Source organism: Candidatus Nitrosopumilus sp., assembly GCF_040878665.1.
GTDB lineage: Archaea > Thermoproteota > Nitrososphaeria > Nitrososphaerales > Nitrosopumilaceae > Nitrosopumilus.
The window spans coordinates 110,609-128,198 of record NZ_JBBDLU010000003.1 but is presented as its reverse complement, the minus strand read 5'-3'; the positions used below and the strand labels follow the sequence as shown (position 1 = coordinate 128,198).

21 protein-coding genes and 1 pseudogene are annotated in these 17,590 nt (G+C 30.9%); 13 read left to right on the top strand and 9 right to left on the bottom strand.

The window, feature by feature from the left end:
- The first annotated feature begins 25 nt into the window (after positions 1–25).
- Positions 26–445: a secondary thiamine-phosphate synthase enzyme YjbQ gene (locus WDZ98_RS03270; protein WP_368057013.1), complete on the top strand. Its 420-nt coding sequence runs from the start codon at positions 26–28 to the stop codon at positions 443–445.
- Here WDZ98_RS03270 and WDZ98_RS03265 read toward each other — a convergent pair whose 3' ends face one another.
- The 3 genes from WDZ98_RS03265 to WDZ98_RS03255 form a co-directional block, all read right to left on the bottom strand.
- Positions 446–610, bottom strand: a complete 165-nt coding sequence (locus WDZ98_RS03265; RefSeq protein ID WP_368057012.1) for a hypothetical protein — start codon at positions 608–610, stop codon at positions 446–448.
- A 173-nt stretch (positions 611–783) separates the two neighbouring features.
- Positions 784–1,242, bottom strand: a complete 459-nt coding sequence (locus WDZ98_RS03260) for a metal-dependent transcriptional regulator (RefSeq protein WP_368057011.1) — start codon at positions 1,240–1,242, stop codon at positions 784–786.
- A gap of 45 nt (positions 1,243–1,287) precedes the next feature.
- Complete coding sequence (locus WDZ98_RS03255) at positions 1,288–1,596, bottom strand: hypothetical protein (RefSeq protein WP_368057010.1); 309 nt, start codon at positions 1,594–1,596, stop codon at positions 1,288–1,290.
- Between the two features lie 75 nt (positions 1,597–1,671).
- Here WDZ98_RS03255 and WDZ98_RS03250 point away from each other — a divergent pair, with 75 nt between their 5' ends.
- Both WDZ98_RS03250 and WDZ98_RS03245 read left to right on the top strand, forming a co-directional pair.
- Positions 1,672–1,812 (top strand): hypothetical protein, encoded by a 141-nt coding sequence (locus tag WDZ98_RS03250; protein ID WP_368057009.1) that lies wholly within the window; start codon positions 1,672–1,674, stop codon positions 1,810–1,812.
- Positions 1,813–1,916: 104 nt separating this feature from the next.
- Positions 1,917–2,321: pseudogene (locus tag WDZ98_RS03245) on the top strand (GNAT family N-acetyltransferase); the annotation flags it as partial.
- Positions 2,322–2,466: 145 nt separating this feature from the next.
- On the opposite strand, the gene WDZ98_RS03240 reads toward WDZ98_RS03245, so the two are convergent.
- The gene (locus WDZ98_RS03240) at positions 2,467–3,234 is read right to left on the bottom strand and encodes a TrmB family transcriptional regulator (protein WP_368057008.1); all 768 of its coding nucleotides are present in this window, start codon (positions 3,232–3,234) and stop codon (positions 2,467–2,469) included.
- A 118-nt stretch (positions 3,235–3,352) separates the two neighbouring features.
- Between WDZ98_RS03240 and tes the strand changes: the two genes are divergently transcribed.
- From tes to WDZ98_RS03220, 4 genes are all read left to right on the top strand, one after another.
- A complete protein-coding gene (gene tes, locus WDZ98_RS03235) occupies positions 3,353–5,017 on the top strand; it encodes a tetraether lipid synthase Tes (protein WP_368057007.1) in 1,665 nt (554 codons plus the stop codon).
- Between the two features lie 227 nt (positions 5,018–5,244).
- Positions 5,245–5,382 carry a hypothetical protein gene (locus WDZ98_RS03230; RefSeq protein ID WP_368057006.1) on the top strand — a complete coding sequence of 46 codons (138 nt, stop codon included), beginning with the start codon at positions 5,245–5,247 and terminating at the stop codon, positions 5,380–5,382.
- A gap of 31 nt (positions 5,383–5,413) precedes the next feature.
- On the top strand, positions 5,414–5,926 hold the full coding sequence (locus tag WDZ98_RS03225) for a hypothetical protein (protein ID WP_368057005.1): 513 nt from the start codon (positions 5,414–5,416) through the stop codon (positions 5,924–5,926).
- A 194-nt stretch (positions 5,927–6,120) separates the two neighbouring features.
- Positions 6,121–6,288, top strand: coding sequence for a hypothetical protein (locus WDZ98_RS03220; RefSeq protein ID WP_368060923.1), 168 nt, complete (start codon positions 6,121–6,123; stop codon positions 6,286–6,288).
- Positions 6,289–6,371: 83 nt separating this feature from the next.
- On the opposite strand, the gene WDZ98_RS03215 is transcribed toward WDZ98_RS03220, so the two are convergent.
- Complete coding sequence (locus WDZ98_RS03215; RefSeq protein WP_368057004.1) at positions 6,372–6,593, bottom strand: type II toxin-antitoxin system HicB family antitoxin; 222 nt, start codon at positions 6,591–6,593, stop codon at positions 6,372–6,374.
- A gap of 282 nt (positions 6,594–6,875) precedes the next feature.
- Here WDZ98_RS03215 and WDZ98_RS03210 point away from each other — a divergent pair, with 282 nt between their 5' ends.
- Positions 6,876–7,904: a glycosyltransferase family 4 protein gene (locus WDZ98_RS03210; RefSeq protein WP_368057003.1), complete on the top strand. Its 1,029-nt coding sequence runs from the start codon at positions 6,876–6,878 to the stop codon at positions 7,902–7,904.
- Positions 7,905–7,938: 34 nt separating this feature from the next.
- On the opposite strand, the gene WDZ98_RS03205 is transcribed toward WDZ98_RS03210, so the two are convergent.
- The gene (locus WDZ98_RS03205; protein ID WP_368057002.1) at positions 7,939–8,832 is read right to left on the bottom strand and encodes an NAD-dependent epimerase/dehydratase family protein; all 894 of its coding nucleotides are present in this window, start codon (positions 8,830–8,832) and stop codon (positions 7,939–7,941) included.
- Positions 8,833–8,936: 104 nt separating this feature from the next.
- Here WDZ98_RS03205 and WDZ98_RS03200 point away from each other — a divergent pair, with 104 nt between their 5' ends.
- Both WDZ98_RS03200 and WDZ98_RS03195 read left to right on the top strand, forming a co-directional pair.
- Positions 8,937–10,295 (top strand): nucleotide sugar dehydrogenase, encoded by a 1,359-nt coding sequence (locus tag WDZ98_RS03200; RefSeq protein ID WP_368057001.1) that lies wholly within the window; start codon positions 8,937–8,939, stop codon positions 10,293–10,295.
- Positions 10,282–11,499 carry an asparagine synthase-related protein gene (locus WDZ98_RS03195; protein ID WP_368057000.1) on the top strand — a complete coding sequence of 406 codons (1,218 nt, stop codon included), beginning with the start codon at positions 10,282–10,284 and terminating at the stop codon, positions 11,497–11,499. The genes WDZ98_RS03200 and WDZ98_RS03195 overlap by 14 nt, the downstream gene beginning before the upstream one ends.
- A 1-nt stretch (position 11,500) precedes the next feature.
- Here the strand turns inward: WDZ98_RS03195 and WDZ98_RS03190 are convergent, their stop codons facing one another.
- A complete protein-coding gene (locus WDZ98_RS03190; protein ID WP_368056999.1) occupies positions 11,501–12,553 on the bottom strand; it encodes a glycosyltransferase family 4 protein in 1,053 nt (350 codons plus the stop codon).
- A gap of 146 nt (positions 12,554–12,699) precedes the next feature.
- Between WDZ98_RS03190 and WDZ98_RS03185 the strand changes: the two genes are divergently transcribed.
- Positions 12,700–13,185, top strand: coding sequence for a hypothetical protein (locus WDZ98_RS03185; RefSeq protein ID WP_368056998.1), 486 nt, complete (start codon positions 12,700–12,702; stop codon positions 13,183–13,185).
- Positions 13,186–13,195: 10 nt separating this feature from the next.
- On the opposite strand, the gene WDZ98_RS03180 is transcribed toward WDZ98_RS03185, so the two are convergent.
- Entirely contained in the window at positions 13,196–14,440 is a 1,245-nt protein-coding gene (locus tag WDZ98_RS03180) for a glycosyltransferase (RefSeq protein ID WP_368056997.1), read from the bottom strand.
- Between the two features lie 59 nt (positions 14,441–14,499).
- On the opposite strand from WDZ98_RS03180, the gene WDZ98_RS03175 reads away from it, so the two are divergent.
- Entirely contained in the window at positions 14,500–15,072 is a 573-nt protein-coding gene (locus tag WDZ98_RS03175) for a DapH/DapD/GlmU-related protein (protein WP_368056996.1), read from the top strand.
- A 156-nt stretch (positions 15,073–15,228) separates the two neighbouring features.
- Positions 15,229–16,434 (top strand): asparagine synthase-related protein, encoded by a 1,206-nt coding sequence (locus tag WDZ98_RS03170; protein ID WP_368056995.1) that lies wholly within the window; start codon positions 15,229–15,231, stop codon positions 16,432–16,434.
- 2 nt (positions 16,435–16,436) lie between these two features.
- Here the strand turns inward: WDZ98_RS03170 and WDZ98_RS03165 are convergent, their stop codons facing one another.
- Positions 16,437–17,528: a DegT/DnrJ/EryC1/StrS family aminotransferase gene (locus tag WDZ98_RS03165; RefSeq protein WP_368056994.1), complete on the bottom strand. Its 1,092-nt coding sequence runs from the start codon at positions 17,526–17,528 to the stop codon at positions 16,437–16,439.
- Positions 17,529–17,590: the final 62 nt, after the last annotated feature.

The following is a 17,590-nucleotide window of genomic DNA, read 5'->3' as shown; positions in this document are numbered from 1 at the left end:
AATTAATGATTGTTATACAAAACATATGAAATCACTAACTGAATATCTAACATTTAAAGTTGGAACACGAAGAGCCTTTGTCAATATCACTTCTGATGTACAAAAACTAGTGATTAAGAGTAAAGTCAAAGAAGGACTTTGTCTTGTAAATGCAATGCATATCACTGCAAGTGTTTTCATTAACGATAATGAAGGTGGATTGCTTCATGATTACGAAAAATGGTTAGAACGATTAGCTCCCCATGAACCAACTACACAATATGATCATAACAAAACAGGTGAGGATAACGCAGATGCTCATCTAAAACGACAAGTGATGGGAAGAGAAGTTGTTGTTGCTATAACTAACGGTGAATTAGATTTTGGACCTTGGGAAGAAATTTTTTATGGGGAATTTGATGGAAAAAGACCAAAAAGAGTTCTAGTTAAAATTATCGGAGAATAATCATCCAAAGTCTGCATCACGTTTTTGACTTTGTGATTCATTCTTTCTTGCAGCATCTCTGAATTCATTACTATGATTTTGAGGACCATGTCCACACTTTACACATGCAATTTTGAATCCGTCATCATTTTTTTCATATGTTTCACATCCACAGAAACATGCCATGAGTCAACATGATCTACAAGACGATATATCTTTTGGGTTCAACCCTAATGCACCGCAAGTTGAAGCAATGAAGCAGTTTCAAGATGCCAAGTCGATTGTGGCGAGTCAGGAAGATAGACAAATGATTAATGTCTCTATATCTTGACAGATTATCTTTTGGGATTTAATTTCACTTATGCTGATTTACAACATTCGCCCATTGGAATTTCATGATCATGTGGACATTTTCTTGGGTGCTTTAACATTACACAAAGAGCATTCGTAAATTGCTTATTCATGTGATGCTCAATTCCACATACCATCTCCTCATCAATTTCCACTTTGAGTGCACTATCCATGAGAACTTCAAGTAATCTGCTGTTTCTCATCATACTTGCACCTATTCTTTCACCGTCTTCTGTGAGTTTTACTCCTGCTTTGTTATAATTTACAAGATTCTTCAAATTTAATTTCTTGAGCATTTGAACAACACTTGGTTGTCTTACATTGAGCATTTTTGCAATGGTGCTTATTTTTACATCCTCACCCCTTTCTTTGATATGCCAAATTGCTTTTAGATACATCTCTACATGTTCTGCTTCGGCAGTACCTACAAAGAGAACTTCATCGTTATCATCATTTAATGTGTCCATACCTATAACCTTCTTAGAGTCTTTTAGTGAACTACCATAAATAAGTTAATGGTCTCTTCTTGTTTCATTGAATGTTTTGCACTCTTGTAAGTGGTTTAGCATCTTTTTGAGGTTTAATGGATTTGGTGTATGATACCCATCTGAATCATATGTGAATGACTTTATGCCAACATCAATTCTAACTGCTTTTGATAGATTAATTTTTGGAATGTTTAGTATCGATTCATTAATGTCACATGTTATACATGCATGCCATTTCTGAGATTTTGTAATTATTACTTGTTTTATGTTTGCATTACCTGGAATTTTTTTATGTTTTCTAATTTTGATCTTACCTATTTTTGAAAGATACAAAAAATTTCCCTGAATCTTTAATCCAGACTGGTAAACACAGTAACTTTTTAAATAACATAAGTGTTATTGTGTAACATGGCACTAAGAGAAGTAAAACCGCTAAATGCAGAACAATGGAAACTAGTTGTTAACACATTAAAAACTGGTCCAACAGACGAACAAAGAAAACTGGTAGCTGAATCTATACAAAGAGCCAAAGAATTACAAAAAATTTAATTTTGTTTTGGACCTAACTTCAATTCAATAAAGTTGGGTATAGAAAATTATCCAATACACAACTTGGATTAAATGACTTCAAATGCTCAAAACAAAAATTTGAAGAGTATCTAAGAGTTAATGCATTAAGTGATCAAGAATTACAAGTTGGGCAAACATGGATTTTTCTTTATGAATCAAAAATTATTGGTTTTGTTACAGTCGCAATGGCACATATGAAAAAAGATGAACATGAAACTTTAGATATTGACACATTTGGAAATATACCGGCATTGTTGATTGGTCATTTAGCAACACATAGAGACTACGAACGAAAAGGAGTTGGGCGATATATGGTTTCATGGGTTATTAGTAAAGCAGTTGAATTATCTGAATCAGTTGGTTGTAGATTGGTTATGCTTAATCCAGAAAAAGATGTGATTGGTTTTTATAAAAAATTAGGATTCATACACGTTCCACATGAAAATGAAGATTATGATAGCATGTTTGTAGATATTAAACAATCATGATCATTTACTAGCATTCTGAATCAGGATTTTCCTTTTTGAGTATTAACAAATCACTTATCAAACTCTCATTATGATCGTCTAGTTTGTCAATACAGAATTTCTCAAACTTGTTTAACATACATTTGTAAACATATCTAGTGTTATCTTACACTTTCTTCGAGTCTTTTAATAAGTATTCAAAGTATTGGCGTGCAAATCCTGCCAATCCTGTATGATCTGCCCATATTGCGACTACCTCAGAAGAATTCTCTCCTCCTATTTCCGGACCTAACAAAATCACCACGTATCTTTTATCAGAAATTATGCCTCCACCAAATAATCCTTTTTTGATTGTTACAGTTGCAACTCTTTTGATTGCCGTAATTGACTCTTTATCCATTTTGTCTGATGTCAAAATTGTAATATTCACTCCTCTATCATGAAGTGATCTTAATTTTGGTAAAGCTTGTTTTACTAGTTCTACTCCTGCTTCAGGCAATGCTATCATTACCTCATTTCTACAGGTTTCAACCATCTCTAAGATTTTAGCTGCAATGTTAATTGCACCTGAAAGAACCCAAATATCTGGCCTTTCACTGGTTCCACTTTTTTCATACAATGGAACTAGCTCATTTAGAATCACATTTCGATTCTGCGAAAAATCAGTCTCCATCTTCTGTTTTGTAGTTTCTAGTCCTGTTGATGGAGATTTTGCAAAATATTTTGTAGGTCTTGAATCATCTGAACCAATCCAGCCTTTCTCTTCTAGAGTTCCCAATACCTCGTAAATTTTTGAATATGGTACTCCTGATTTTTGACTAAGGTCTGACGCTGTTAGTTCTCCTGATTTGAGCAAAGCTGAAAATGTTCTGATTTCATAACTGGTAAGGCCTATTTTTTCTAATGCCTTTTTTGTATTATCAGATATGCTCATATGCGATCTAGTCGATCAGTTTTGATATTTAAATTACATATGCCTACATCCTAAATTCCACCCTAGGGCAAGTATGAAATGCATTATATAGTATCTCAGAAAAATCTTCATAATAGGCATGGCACTAATTCAAATATCAAATCAATCGACTAAAAATTTAGGTAAAAAATCCACAATTAGATTTACTCAAAGTATCTGTCCAGACTGTAACATGATTTTAGATGCTGAAGTCTTTGAGAGAGACAATCAAGTTTTCATGTCAAAAGTTTGTCCAACACACGGTGAATGTGAGGAATTATACTTTGGCTCTTATGAAATGTACAAGAAATTCAGTACATACTGGATGGATGGAAAAGGCGCTCATTCTCCAAATGTGATGATTGACAAATGTTCATGTCCAAATAACTGTGGATTATGTTCAAACCACTTGTCTCACAGCGGACTGGCAAACATGATCGTAACTAACAGATGTGATTTGACATGCTGGTATTGCTTTTTCTATGTAAAGAAAGGTCTTGAAGGTGCTTACATGTATGAGCCAGATCACACTCAAGTCAGAGCAATGATGAAGACTTTGCGAGCAGAGAGACCAATTCCAGGAAACTCTATGCAAATTACTGGCGGTGAACCAATGTTGCGAGAAGATATTGCTGATATTATCAAAATAATGAAAGAAGAAGGTGTTGATCACATTCAAATGAATACAAATGGAATTCGACACGCAATGGATCCAGAAGCTGCAAGAGAAGTAAGGCTTGCTGGATGCAACAACTTGTATCTTTCCTTTGACGGTGTAACTGCAAGAACAAATCCAAAGAATCACTGGGAAATCCCATACGCACTAGATAGTTGCAGAAAGACAGGTACTACTGTAGTCTTTGTCCCAACAGTAATCAAATCAATTAATGATCATGAATTAGGCGGAATTATCAGATATGCACAAAAGAACATGGATGTAGTTCATGCTGTAAACTTTCAACCTGTCTCACTAACTGGAAGAATGGGCAAATCTGAACGTGAAAAATACAGAATTACAGTACCTGATTGTGTGCAAAGAATCGAAGAGCAAACAAACGGTGAAGTAACTGTTGATGACTGGTTCCCAGTCCCAAGCTGTATGCCACTAACAAACGTAATTGAAGCATTCTCTAGCAAACCAAAATATGAATTATCAATCCACTTTGCATGTGGTGCAGGAACATACATCTTTGAAGACGCAAATACAAAGAAGTTTGTCCCATTAACTAAATTCTGTGACATTCAAGGAATGCTAGAATTATTTGAAGATAAAGCAGAAGAGATTCGTTCTGGCAAAAACAAGTACTTTACAATGCTTGAAGTTGTTAGAAAACTCAAGGGATTCGTTGATACAAAGAAGCAACCAGCAGGATTAGACTTGGCAAAGATGTTTGGTAATATTTTGATGAAGAGATCATTTGATTCTGTAGGTTCATGGCATGTCAAGGGATTGTTCCTTGGCATGATGCACTTTCAAGACAAATACAACGAAGATTTGGAAAGACTACAAAGATGTGACATTCACTATGTAACTCCAGACCTTAGAATAGTTCCATTCTGTGCATTTAATGTAATTCCAGAATGGTACAGAGACAGAATCCAAAAGAAATACTCTATTACTGTAGAGGAATGGGAAGAACGGGAAGGCGTCAAATTAGAAGATGGTCTGTATAGGGGATTGATGAGACGTGGTGCAGGTGACGAACTTGCTGCTGGCTGTGCAAAGAGTCAGATGTTCCATGATGCAGCACAAGCTACAATGTAGAATCTGTATTTTAACACAAATCACAAAATATTTTATTAAAAATTTTATAACATGATATTATTCACACTGGAATAATCTCACAATGGTGTGGATTTCAGCCCCCTCTATTGAGTCATATGTACTCGATAGTTTCTTGCGAATTTTCATTTCAGTCTGTGTTCAAAAAATGTTCACAACCTTTTTAAAATCAACGTCTCCTTAAACCTCTATAGAGGTTTAAATGAGTTATGAGAGACGAGATTTTAAAATTAAAAGGAGAAGAAGCAGCCAAATTTCTAAAATATGATACAAGAAAACTTACCGCTCAAGAAAAGAAAAGAAACACTGATGCTTACAGCTATTATCTAAAAAACTGCAAGTGCTAGTTTTATCTACCTCTTAATTACTTTCAATTCTGTGAAATTAGACTATTTTACTTATGAACTTGATACATTACCTACATTAGATTTTACAGAAATAGATGGTTCAGATCCATTACATATTAATGAATTTTATAAAAATGATTTAGACAAGTATTCTAAAAATAACCTAAGTAAAGTATGGATTGTTAAAAAGAAAGGAGCCTCTGAAATTGTAGCTTATTTTACAATTTCAATGAGTGCTATTGAATTATCAAAATTAAATCAAGATGATGAAAAAGTTAAAGGAACAACCCCTAAAAAATATCCATCCATGATGATTGGAAGAATGGGTGTAGTAAAACAATACAGAAGAAAATGCATTGGTGCTGACATGTGTAATTTTATTAGAGGTTTAGCAATTGAACTAGGAAAAAAGGTTGCATGTAGATATCTAATCTTACAAACAAATCACGATGTACATAAAATTAAATTTTACAAAGATTGTGGATTTATACAATCTAATACTAATTCTGGTGGATTAATCTGGATGTATTCTAGAATACTTTGATATGTCCTAACCTATAGATCCTAACTGTAGTGTAAAACAGAGAAATATTTTTCAATTTTATATTCTCTGCAAATGTTCATTTCATTCAAATAAAAAATATTTCTGAAAAGTAATCTATATTCATTTTACACTCAAAATGCTTTTTAACCAAAAGAAGTATTAAAAGTGAAATCAAATGGGAGATGGGAAATAATATGACGCAACAGGTCTTTAAGAACACTTTTGCACCTAATTCAAGAAATAAAGAATTTACGCTATTACAAATCATAGCGGGCATAAAATACGGTGTGATAAAATTTGAAACGCTTCCAGAAAATATAACGGAAATAGTAAAAGCAGAATTGCAAAAAAGAGATCTCTGATCAAAAATATATTTTAGTCTAATCTCTAAATCCTTTTTTGTTTATGAAACACTATCATCTGATTGCCACTTACGCGGGGAAGTTTAGTCACTATATTTGCGGATAAATTTAAGATTGTATTCTTTATCTTTTCCCAGATCCTCTACCATTAACTCAATTGCTTCATTGATGTTGGTTTTTGCTTCTTCAATTCTACCTTCTGCATTAGCATGAAGTTCATCACATCTTGCAAAGATTATTCCATCCTCATCTTTATCTAAAATTACTTTGTATGTCTTAGATATTGCAGAGGTCGAATGTTGCATACATTTAGTATTTGCATCGATCTATAAAAAGAGCGAGACCATATTACAAGACAAACCATGGTATAGAGACAGAATTCAAAAAAAGTACTCTATTACAGTAGAGGAATGGGAAGGCGTCAAATTAGAAGATGGTCTGTATAGGGGATTGATGAAACGTGGAGCAGGCGATGAACTTGCTGCTGGCTGTACAGAGTCAAATACTCCGTGATGCTGCTCAAGCTACAATGTAGAATCTAATTTTTTAATCCAAGACCTTAAAAGGTCTGTAACTAATTTTGTTTTGTGAAAATTCTATTAATTTCACCTACACAATCAGGGATTGGTGGAATAGCACAACATGTACAAGGGTTGACCAAATTTTTGAAAAAAAATGGCCATCATGTAGAAATAATTTCTTCTGAAAACACATTTACCATACCAATTAAAGGATTGAAAAATCCAAGTTTTATGATTTCATCTTTAATCAAGTCAAAATTTAAAAAAAATTTTGACATAGTTCATGCTCATAATATCCCATCAGCTCTTGCAATGAAAAATTCTACAGGAAAAAAAATTCTTACCATTCATGGAATTTTCTCACAGCAAATTGATCAACTTCATGGAAAGACTACGGGAAATATATCAGAAAAATATGAAAAAAATGCACTAAAATGGGCAGATGCAGTAACTGTAATTTCTAAAGAAGCATTTGATCATTATACAAATTTAGGGTATACTGTTTTTCAAGTTCCAAATGCTATAGACATATCCTCTTTAGAAATTAATGCAGATAAAAGATATACAAAACAAATAATTTTTGCAGGACGATTATCTAGTGAAAAGGGAATTGATTCTTTGATATCAATTGCACAAAAACTACCTAATGACATACATCTGATCATTCTAGGTGCAGGACCTGAAGAGCAAAAAATTAAAGATCTGACAAAAACACACAAAAACATTCATTTTTTAGGATATCAAAACAAAAAAGAAACTATCTCCTTAATTCGTGGTTCTGATCTTCTCATTCAACCCTCATTACAGGAAGGAATTAGCTCTACTCTTCTAGAGGCCATGGCATGTAAAACAGCAATAATTACAACCAATGTGGGAGGAAACAATGAATTAATTCAAAATAATGTAAACGGAATACTTCTAGAGCCCAACGATGTTGATTCATTTATCAGACAAATATCGTATCTGTTAAACAATGAACAGCTTTTACAATCGTTAGTGGAACATGCATTCAAAACTGTTCAAAAATACGACTGGAGCCAAATAGGAAATCTCTACTTGGATGTCTATGAATCTATTTTAGGTAAATCAAAATGATTTCACTTTAAAATATAATGTATAAAAATTTAGTTTAGATAAAAAAATTTGCAAGCCCTTCTTTTAACTCAATAGAATATTTCCATTGTAGTGTAGATTCAGTTAAACTAGTATCTGCCTGACTAGACTGTACATCCCCATCTAATGCTTTTTCGTATTGTGGTTCAAGTTTAAAACCAGATATATCAATCATTATTTTTGCAAGCTGTTGAATCGAAGTCGTAATGCCTGTGCCAATATTAAAAAATCCATTCTTGACATTACTTTGCATAGCAACAATGTTTGCAAGTGCAACATCTTCAACAAAAATAAAGTCTCTTAACTGTGTACCTGAGCCAAAAATTATTGGAGATTTTTTCTCTTTTAGTCTACTGATGAATTTTGTAATTACACCAGCATAAGAACCAGTTTGACCCTCTCCGTATACATTGAAATATCTTAGACCAATAATGGAGACATTATCTTTAGAGTATTTCTCAGCCAACAACTCATCATCTAATTTTGTTTCTCCATATGGGTTAATTGGATTACGTTCACTATTTTCAACTATTGGAATTTTTTTTGGGTTTCCATAAATACTTGAGCTGCTTGCATAAACCACTTTCAAATCAAACTCTTTTGCAATTTTAAAAATATTCTCAGTTCCTTTTACATTGACATCATTGTATTCTTGTTGTTTTGTAAATGATTCTTGAACATCTGTAAGGGCAGCTTCATGGAATATGCCATCAGAATTTTTTATTACGTTTCTAACTTGCTCAAAATCTCTTATATCGACTTTATGAAATTCAACATCAAGTGATGAAATTCTCTCAATCTTTCCTCGACACATATTGTCAATCACAATTGGAGTATGATTTTGCTTGAGGAGTTGTCTTACTATGTTGTTTCCGATGAATCCCGCTCCTCCTGTTACTACAAATTTCACGTCGTCACTAAAATTTTCCAATCTTTAAGTCTTCATCATTAATAAAACTAAAAAACAAGTAAATTATGTGAAGTTGTAATACTGCAATGAAAAATCTTTTAGAAATGAGCGAATCTGAGTTCAATATTAGTATACAGTCAGGATCGCTCAAAATATGTGTAATTGGAATTGGACGAATAGGGCTTCCTACCGCTTTATCTTTTGCTAATTCTGGTCTATCTACAATTGGACTTGATATTAATTCTGAACTAGTTGACATGATTAATCAAGGTGAATTTCCTTTAAAGGACGAACCGGGATATCCTACAATCTTTGAAAAAGTTTTAAAAGAAAAAAAATTCTCTGCAACTACTAAAATTCAAGATGCTGTTCCTCAATCAAATGTAATAGTTTTATCGCTACCTACCCCAATGGATAAACAAAATATACCAAATTATGATGCTTTACGTTCTGTGGGACGACAACTTCATGATTTTCTAGCTCCAGGCTCTATAGTAATTGTTGAAAGTACAATTGAGCCAGGTTTTATTGAGAATGAGTTAAAATCAATCATTGAAGGAAACGATCCAAAACTAATTGCAGGAAAAAATTTCAGCATTGGTGTATGTCCAGAAACTGCAAATCCTGGACAAATTCTTAATGATTTTGAGAGATTGCCTAGACTAGTTGGAGCGATAGATCAAAGAACACATAATATGATCAAAAAAATCTACAAACATATTTTTACAGTTGATTTAATCTCTATGCCTGACTGTAAAACTGCAAATGCAGTAAAATTAACAACAAATGTTTTTCGTGATCTAAACATTGCATTTATCAATGAACTAGCATTAATCTTTGAAAAATCTGGAATAGATATAATGACCGTTTTAGAAGCTGCAAAAACAAAATATAACTTCCAAGTTCATTATCCTGGTGCTGGTGTAGGTGGACCTTGTTTACCTGTAAACTCATATCAAATGATAAACTTTGCAAAAACTTTTGGTTTTGATAATTTTTCAATTGTTGAAACAGGAAGAAAAATTAATGAATCCATGCCTGATCATGTGATTGAACTGTTAAAAGATGCTTTTGTTGAATCATGTACCGATCTAAAACAATCAACAATATTGATTTTAGGAGTAACATACAAACCTGATGTGAAAGATATTCAACTCACTCCTGCAGAACCAATTATTTCAAAATTACAACAATTAGGATCTAATGTAAAAATATATGATCCATACTTTAAGAATTCAACCTTATTTGGAATAAACTGTGAATCCAATCTTATAGAATCTTTGAATCAATCTGACGCATTAATTGTAGTTACAGCTCATAAAGAATTCCATGATCTAGAACCGACATTCTTAAAATCAACTATGAAATTACCTATAGTGATCGATTCTAGATGTATACTTGATCAATCTGATGCAAAAAATGCTGGGTTGATTTATCGTGGAGTTGGACGTGGAAAACTCTAATTCAAAATTAGATCCTAAATCAATTAAAAATATTCTTACATTAAGATACAATCCAACAAAAAATTCACTAATTCCAAAAAAAACTTGGAAAGATTTTATAGAAAAACCAATCTTAAACCCAGTTGATTTTGTAGAAGAATCTATAAAATCAAACATCAAACATTCTATAAAAAATCCTAGAACAAAGATAGCAGTTGCTCTAAGTAGTGGTGTTGATTCTACATTGGTTTTAGCACTTTTAAAGAAAACATACACGACAGTTCCAGTTAGTACAATATCTGTAAGATTTGCAGAAAGTGTAGATGAATCAAAATATGCTACAAAAATTGCACAGAAATTTGACGCTGATCATCATGTATTATACATTGAAAACTATCTTGCAGAACTTCCTAAAGCAATAAGTATTATCAAGCAACCGTTTTGGGATTTACATTGGTATTATATTGTAAAAAAAGCAAAAACTCTTTCTAAATTTCTTGTCTCTGGTGATGGCGGTGATGAATTATTTGGAGGGTATACATTCAGATATGAAAAATTTCTCTCACTTGTAAAAATAAATTCTTCTCCACTTGCAAAAGTTAAGGCATACATGCAATGCCATGAAAGAGATTGGGTACCAGATCAGCAAAACTTGTTTGGAAAAAGGATAAATTTTTCATGGAAGGAAATGTATGATTATCTTTTACCATATTTTGATAATTCATTACATCCACTTTCACAGGTATTTCTAGCAGACTTTAACGGCAAATTACTATACAATTGGATTCCACTAAACACTGCATTTCACAGATATTTTAAAGTAAAATCAATAACACCAATCCTATCCAACAATATGATTTCTTTTGCTACTAACATCCCAATTGATATGAAATATGATAAAAAAAGAAATGTCGGCAAACTAATTTTGAGGCAAATTTTACAAAAATATTCACTTGAAAAGATGCTAATAAAGAAAAAACAAGGTTTTTCTGTAAATACTCTTAATTTGTGGAAATCACACGGATATGATCTATGTGATTATTATCTATCTGATGCAAGAATCATACAAGATAAATGGATAAACAAAACCTGGATTCAAAAACATTTTCATAAAAATGATCTAGATATCAGATATGTAAATAAATTTCTAGGATTATTGGCATTAGAAATTTGGTATAGGCTGTTTATTACAAAAGAAATGAGGTCTAATACAAAATTATCTTAATCTAGATGACTGATCTTGTAGATGCAATAAAGTCTTTTGCGATTTTATCCCAATTAAAATTTTCTTCAACAAATTTTCTACCTGTTTTTCCCATCTCTTTTGCCTTTTGTTCATCATTGATTAGAATAGAAAGATATTCAATAATCTGTTCATGATTTCCTTTTTCTACAAGAAAACCTGATTTTTTATCTTGCATTAATTCTGGAATTCCTCCCACATTTGTTGCAATGATGGGTTTTTGCATCAGTTGAGCTTCTTGTAATGTTAATGGAGACATGTCTATTCCACTGATTAAGGCATAGACATCTATTTCTGAAAGATATTCTCTTACTTTATCAGGATAATCCAATGCACCTAACCATACAAAATTTTCATATTTTGATAAAATTGGAAGTATTTTACTTAAATATGGTCCATCTCCAACCCAATAAAATGTAATTTTTGGAAATGCTTCTAATACTTTTCTTAATGTGAGTAATTCTTGAGTCTTACCCCATATTGTGGCACCTTGCAATAAACCTACACAAGGATGTTCTAATCTCATACTTTTAACATCATACCAATTTGATGGTTTAATTCCTTGATACATTATGGAGATTTTTTTATCTGGATAAAATTCTCTAACACGACTTTCTAAATATTTACATATGGGTAAAAGTAAATCTGATTTTTCAAAACATTGCATAGCAATTTCTTCCCATTTTTTAATTACAAATTTTTTTGGAAATTTACTATATGTTGTCTCTTTTGCCCATTCTATCTCCTTCCAAAAATCACCTCTAATGTGAGTTATTACTGGAATTTTTGTTTTAGAAGCTTCAACTCCAAAATGTCTTTGTCTGTCAACCAAAATCAAATTTGGTTCAAATTCTTTAATTAGACTATGGATTCTTTTTGTTCCATTTACCCATTTAATATAATTGCGGCTTGGATATCCATCACAATAATTTACATCTTCTACTATTTTACATTCTATGTTCAGTTTCTCTAGAGCATTTCCAAATTCTTTTAGATGAAAAATCTTAGATGGTGCTCCTCCTATCAAAATTTTCAATTTTTAACCTTAAGTGAAATCACATCCTTAAAAATTTATTTAAAATAGACAATTTTTATAATCTTTTTTGATTCAATTCATTTTAACCATTTGGTAATATTACTTAGTTAGAACTAGTAATTTTCAAAAAAAGCGTTGAAAATCTTATGAGAGATAAGTTAGGATTTCGAGGCTGGTTTTATTTTAGGCAAGGTTGGACTACTTATTTTGCATTTATTTTTGCTGCAATTAATACAATGACAGTAACGTATTATCTTGCAATTGAAAATATTCCTCTTCTAAAAAGTATTTTTCCAACTTTTTATGTTTATTTAGTTGTAATGGCAGCTGCTGGAATTCCACTGTTAGTTTTCATTGGATATATTCATTTTAAACGAACATCAGCTTACAAAGCAGAAGCAGATATCTATTATGAATCAAATCCATTTGCTTTAAGGACTTTAGTTAATTCTGAAGTTATGGTTAGTATTAATTTAAAATTGATCAAATTACTCGTTAAAATGAATAACAATGAAAAAATCTCAGAAGAAGAATTAAAAGAAATTAATCAAATGCAAGAAGAATTACTTAAATTCACACAGGATAGAACTATTAAAAATAATAAAGATTTAGAATTTTTCAAGAAAATATGATTTCAAAAAATTAATTTGTTAATTTTTGATAATTATCTTTTCCCCATGCTTGAATATTTTTATTTTTCATTTTTTTCCTGTAATACACTTCTTCTATAAAATTTGCAAATAAATTTTCTACTTTCATTCTAAAAATATTGTCTTTTCTGTTAATATTACTACATTTCATATGTATTTTTTCTAAAACCTTCTCCCAATCATGAGCCACGTTATTTGGTTCAGATATTTTTTTAATGTATTCATATTCTTTTTCAGATAAATTGTCTCTGAATTCTTTAGATTCAACTATTTTATCTATTAACAACGCTAATTCTTTTGGATTTTTACTATTTGGTAAAAATGGTGGAATGATCTCTTCTCCATCTATGATACTTTTTTTATTCACATCTGTATAACATATTACTGGTTTTTTACAATTTGCAGCGTCTCTTTCAATTCCTCCTTGAATCCCTGCCCTCATCTGTCCTAATATTGCATCTGCACTCATGAAATATCTTGCTAAATTTTCTCGTTTAATTAATGGGATGAATTTCACTTGTTTTGGTATTTTTTCTAATAATTTTCTATTGATTTCTTTTTCTTCTTCTGTTCTCTCAATAAACCACTTTACTTGTAATACTTGAAAATCTGTTTTACAAAGTGGTAACGCGTTCCAAATCACATCAAAACCTTTTTCTAATCCAAATCTTTGTGCTGATAAAAATGTGAATTTTTCTTTTGAATTCAAATTTGGTTTTATATGCTCATTAAATAATTCAACATCTACAAAAATTCTGTCCATTCGTATTGCATCTTTTCTATATTTTTTTAACTCATTGAAATATTCTGATGTAGGAGCAATACATGCAATAGCTTTGTTTAATATTCGTTTGTAAAATTTTCTTTCAATTAAATTATGATTTAAAATAGGCGTTGATAAATATGATATTTTTGGTTGTTTTATGAATGGTGGCACAATAATATCATCACCAACAAAATACATTACATAGTTTAAATTTGCTAAATATGCTATTCTTGCTGCAGCCCATGACATCACTAAACAGAGATCAAATTTATTTTTAATTTGATTTACTTTTTCTACCTGTTTTGATATTAATAATGAATCAAAAAATTCTACTCCTTTAGTAGAATGTGTAAGTAATGCATTTTGTTTTCTAGGAAAATTTATCAAATGAATCTCTAGATTCTTTGAAAATTTTTTTAATGAAATTATATTATCTGCTGTATCACCTAAAGCTAAAATTTTTAAAGTCAAAATTATAATACTTCTATTAAAAACGAGTATTTTTATCTAATTACTTATCTTGGTAATCATTGAAAGATGAAGAAATTAGTGATTTACACTCACAATTATGGCGATTATACTGTGATTTACGTTCTGACAAGAAGCAAAAATTTGATAGAATAATCCCATTTAATGAATTATTATTTGATAGATGGGAAAAAGCTAAATTTGCAAAAACTAAAAATAATTCAAGTATTTACGATAATAGCTATATTTTTGGTAAAGTAACTATTGGAAAACATACTTGGATTGGTCCATACACAATTTTGGATGGTAGTGGAGGAAAATTGGCTATAGGTGATTTTTGTAGCATTAGTAGTGGAGTTCAGATTTATACTCATAATACAGTTAGTTGGGCTTTGACAGGTGGTAAATCCGAATACGAAAAAAAATCTGTAAGAATTGGTGATAATTGTTATGTTGGTCCCAACTCAATAATTAGTATGGGTACAAGTATTGGAAAATGTAGTGTAATTGGTGCATTAAGTTTTGTAAATTCAAAAATCCCACCATATTCAATAGTTTTGGGTTCTCCTGCAAAAATCGTAGGAAAGGTAATAATTAAAAATAAAAAAGTAGAATTTGAATATTTTAAAAAATAACTGAAATTAGAATCATAAACATCTAAAAATGACAATTATTTTAAATTTATAATGATGAAAATATCAAACCAAAAAACACCATGGATTGATATTATGTTGTAAAGACTTCTCGTATAACCTGAAACAATAATTACTTCATTGAAATAAGAAAAATAGTTGCAAATTAACAAAAACCAAATTCGTAATTATCTTACAATTCGATATGATCCTCTAATAAATTCCTCACATTTAGCAACTTGGAAAGATTTTGAAACTCAAACTTCTGATCCGCATGGGCTCATGACTGAAAACCTTCTTACTCTCTCTTTAAAAAATTCTATCCCTGATGACAATAAATCAATAGCAATTTCGTTAAGTAGTGGAATTGATTCTTCAATATGTTTAGCAATACTACGAAAAACGTTTCCTAAAAGAAAAATAATTGCTATATGTGGAGTTTTCGAAAATGGCTTTGATGAATCAACTGAAGCAAAAAAAATTGCAGACAAATTCTCTGCCGAATTTAAAATACTTCACATGGGTTCAATGTTTACAAACATGCCCGAGATCATCTCTATTTCCAAAAGACCTAGATGGAATACATACACTCATCTTATTGCTAAGGAAGCTAAAAAGAAAGCAAATTTTTTGGTAACTGGTGATGGCGCTGATGAACTATTTGGTGGATATGTTTTTCGATATCATAAATTCAACCAACTTTTAAAGTCAAAGGATCAATGGTTAGAAAAAACTAAAAAATATCTAGAGTGTCATAATCGAGATTGGGTTCCGGATCAAAATAATTTATTTGATAAATGTATCAAGTTTAATTGGAATAAAATTTGTAATTATTTCAAACCTTATTTTCATAATACTCTCGATCCTATTTCTCAGGTAATGCTAGCTGATTTTAATGGAAAACTATTATTTGATTTTATACCTACTGGGAAAGCAATATCTGATTATTACAAAATCAAAAACATTCCAATATTTTTAGATAAATCTTTGATAACTTTTGCACAAAAACTACCATTACATCAAAAATATGACAGCAAAACTAATAGAGGAAAATTAGTGTTAAGAACAATATCAAAAAGATTAGGAATAAATCATATTGAAGAAAAAAAAGGTTTTTCACCTAGTTTACTTTTTGATTGGCAGAAAAATGGTAAAGAAATATGTCAGTTATTCTTATTAAATAAAAATTCTCAGATATATAAAAAAAATCTAATCAATTATGATTGGACTGTAAAAGCATTTGATAAAATTGAATTTGATGGCGACATAAGATATCTGAATCGATTAATTTCTATACTTGCTTTAGAAATATGGATTAAAATTTTTGTAACAAACGAATTAAAAAGTACTAAAAAATTAGTCTAACGTTAATCATTTAGTGTCTTATTTATTATCTTACAAATATTTTCTTGATCTTCTTGTGTTAAATTTTTGTGAAGCGGAAGTGTTAATGCATTATTAAATAATTTTGCAGAATTTTCTAAATTACCTATTTTTTTCATATTCTTGTATGCTGGTTCCAAATGCAATGCGTACGTGCCAATCTGGCTTTGAATATTTTCATCAGCTAGTGCTTTTCTTATCTTATCTCTATAACCGTCTTTTTGTACATAGCAAGTATATGACTGAAATGTCTGCCTTGTGTTATTTCCTACATATGCTGGCTTGACATTTCCAATTTTTGATAATAATTCTTGATAAATTTTTGCCTTTTGAATTCTATTCTCAATTATCTTTTCAATTTTTTTCATCTGAACTAGCCCGATAGCACTTAACACATTTGATAACTTGTAGTTGGTTCCTATAGTTTCAAAGGAAGCACCTTTTGCTCCAAAATGCTTAAAGGAATAACACTTTTCTGCAATTTCATCATTATCTGTAGTTATCATGCCACCCTCTCCAGTTGTTATTACTTTTCTAGGATGAAAACTGAAACATGAAAAATCAGCAATTTTTCCGACAAACTCTTCTCCAATTTTTGCTCCTAAACTACATGCTGAATCCTCTAACATTTTTAGATCTAATTTTTTTGCCTTTTGATAAATTTGAGACTCTAATGGAACTCCTGCCCAAGAAACTGGTGAAAATACAGTCATGTTTTCATTATATGCCTCTTCTAAAATTTCACTAGTCATGTTCATACTATTAAGATCAACGTCTACCAAAACAGGTTTTCCACCTGCAAGAATTACAGCTTCTGCAGTTGCAGGATATGTATAATCTGGAACTATTACTTCCTGACCTTTAATATTTAGACATTCTAAAACGGCATGTAATCCAGTTGTACAGGATGTTACTGCTATTGCATGTTTAACTCCCACATAATCAGCTACGGTTTTTTCAAATTCTTTAGTAGTGATACCTTCAGTCAAAAATCCTGTTCCTAAAACTTCTTTAATCGCCTGCAATTCTTCTTCTCCTATATCCGGAACTGCTAAAGGAATTGTTTTTTTCTCCATTGACTAAATTTAGAGAAATTTTCCCATCTATTAAAGGTATTATAGGTAGATTTTTTAAAACA

What these genes read in the sequence shown, in the direction of transcription:
- WDZ98_RS03265 (WP_368057012.1), bottom strand. Translation starts at nt 610, where the DNA reads ATGGCATGTTTCTGTGGATGTGAAACATATGAAAAAAATGATGACGGA.
- WDZ98_RS03185 (WP_368056998.1), top strand. Translation starts at nt 12,700, where the DNA reads ATGAGAGATAAGTTAGGATTTCGAGGCTGGTTTTATTTTAGGCAAGGT.
- tes (WP_368057007.1), top strand. Translation starts at nt 3,353, where the DNA reads ATGGCACTAATTCAAATATCAAATCAATCGACTAAAAATTTAGGTAAA.
- WDZ98_RS03260 (WP_368057011.1), bottom strand. Translation starts at nt 1,242, where the DNA reads ATGGACACATTAAATGATGATAACGATGAAGTTCTCTTTGTAGGTACT.
- WDZ98_RS03250 (WP_368057009.1), top strand. Translation starts at nt 1,672, where the DNA reads ATGGCACTAAGAGAAGTAAAACCGCTAAATGCAGAACAATGGAAACTA.
- WDZ98_RS03270 (WP_368057013.1), top strand. Translation starts at nt 26, where the DNA reads ATGAAATCACTAACTGAATATCTAACATTTAAAGTTGGAACACGAAGA.
- WDZ98_RS03220 (WP_368060923.1), top strand. Translation starts at nt 6,121, where the DNA reads ATGACGCAACAGGTCTTTAAGAACACTTTTGCACCTAATTCAAGAAAT.
- WDZ98_RS03240 (WP_368057008.1), bottom strand. Translation starts at nt 3,234, where the DNA reads ATGAGCATATCTGATAATACAAAAAAGGCATTAGAAAAAATAGGCCTT.
- WDZ98_RS03230 (WP_368057006.1), top strand. Translation starts at nt 5,245, where the DNA reads ATGAGAGACGAGATTTTAAAATTAAAAGGAGAAGAAGCAGCCAAATTT.
- WDZ98_RS03165 (WP_368056994.1), bottom strand. Translation starts at nt 17,528, where the DNA reads ATGGAGAAAAAAACAATTCCTTTAGCAGTTCCGGATATAGGAGAAGAA.
- WDZ98_RS03200 (WP_368057001.1), top strand. Translation starts at nt 8,937, where the DNA reads ATGAGCGAATCTGAGTTCAATATTAGTATACAGTCAGGATCGCTCAAA.
- WDZ98_RS03215 (WP_368057004.1), bottom strand. Translation starts at nt 6,593, where the DNA reads ATGCAACATTCGACCTCTGCAATATCTAAGACATACAAAGTAATTTTA.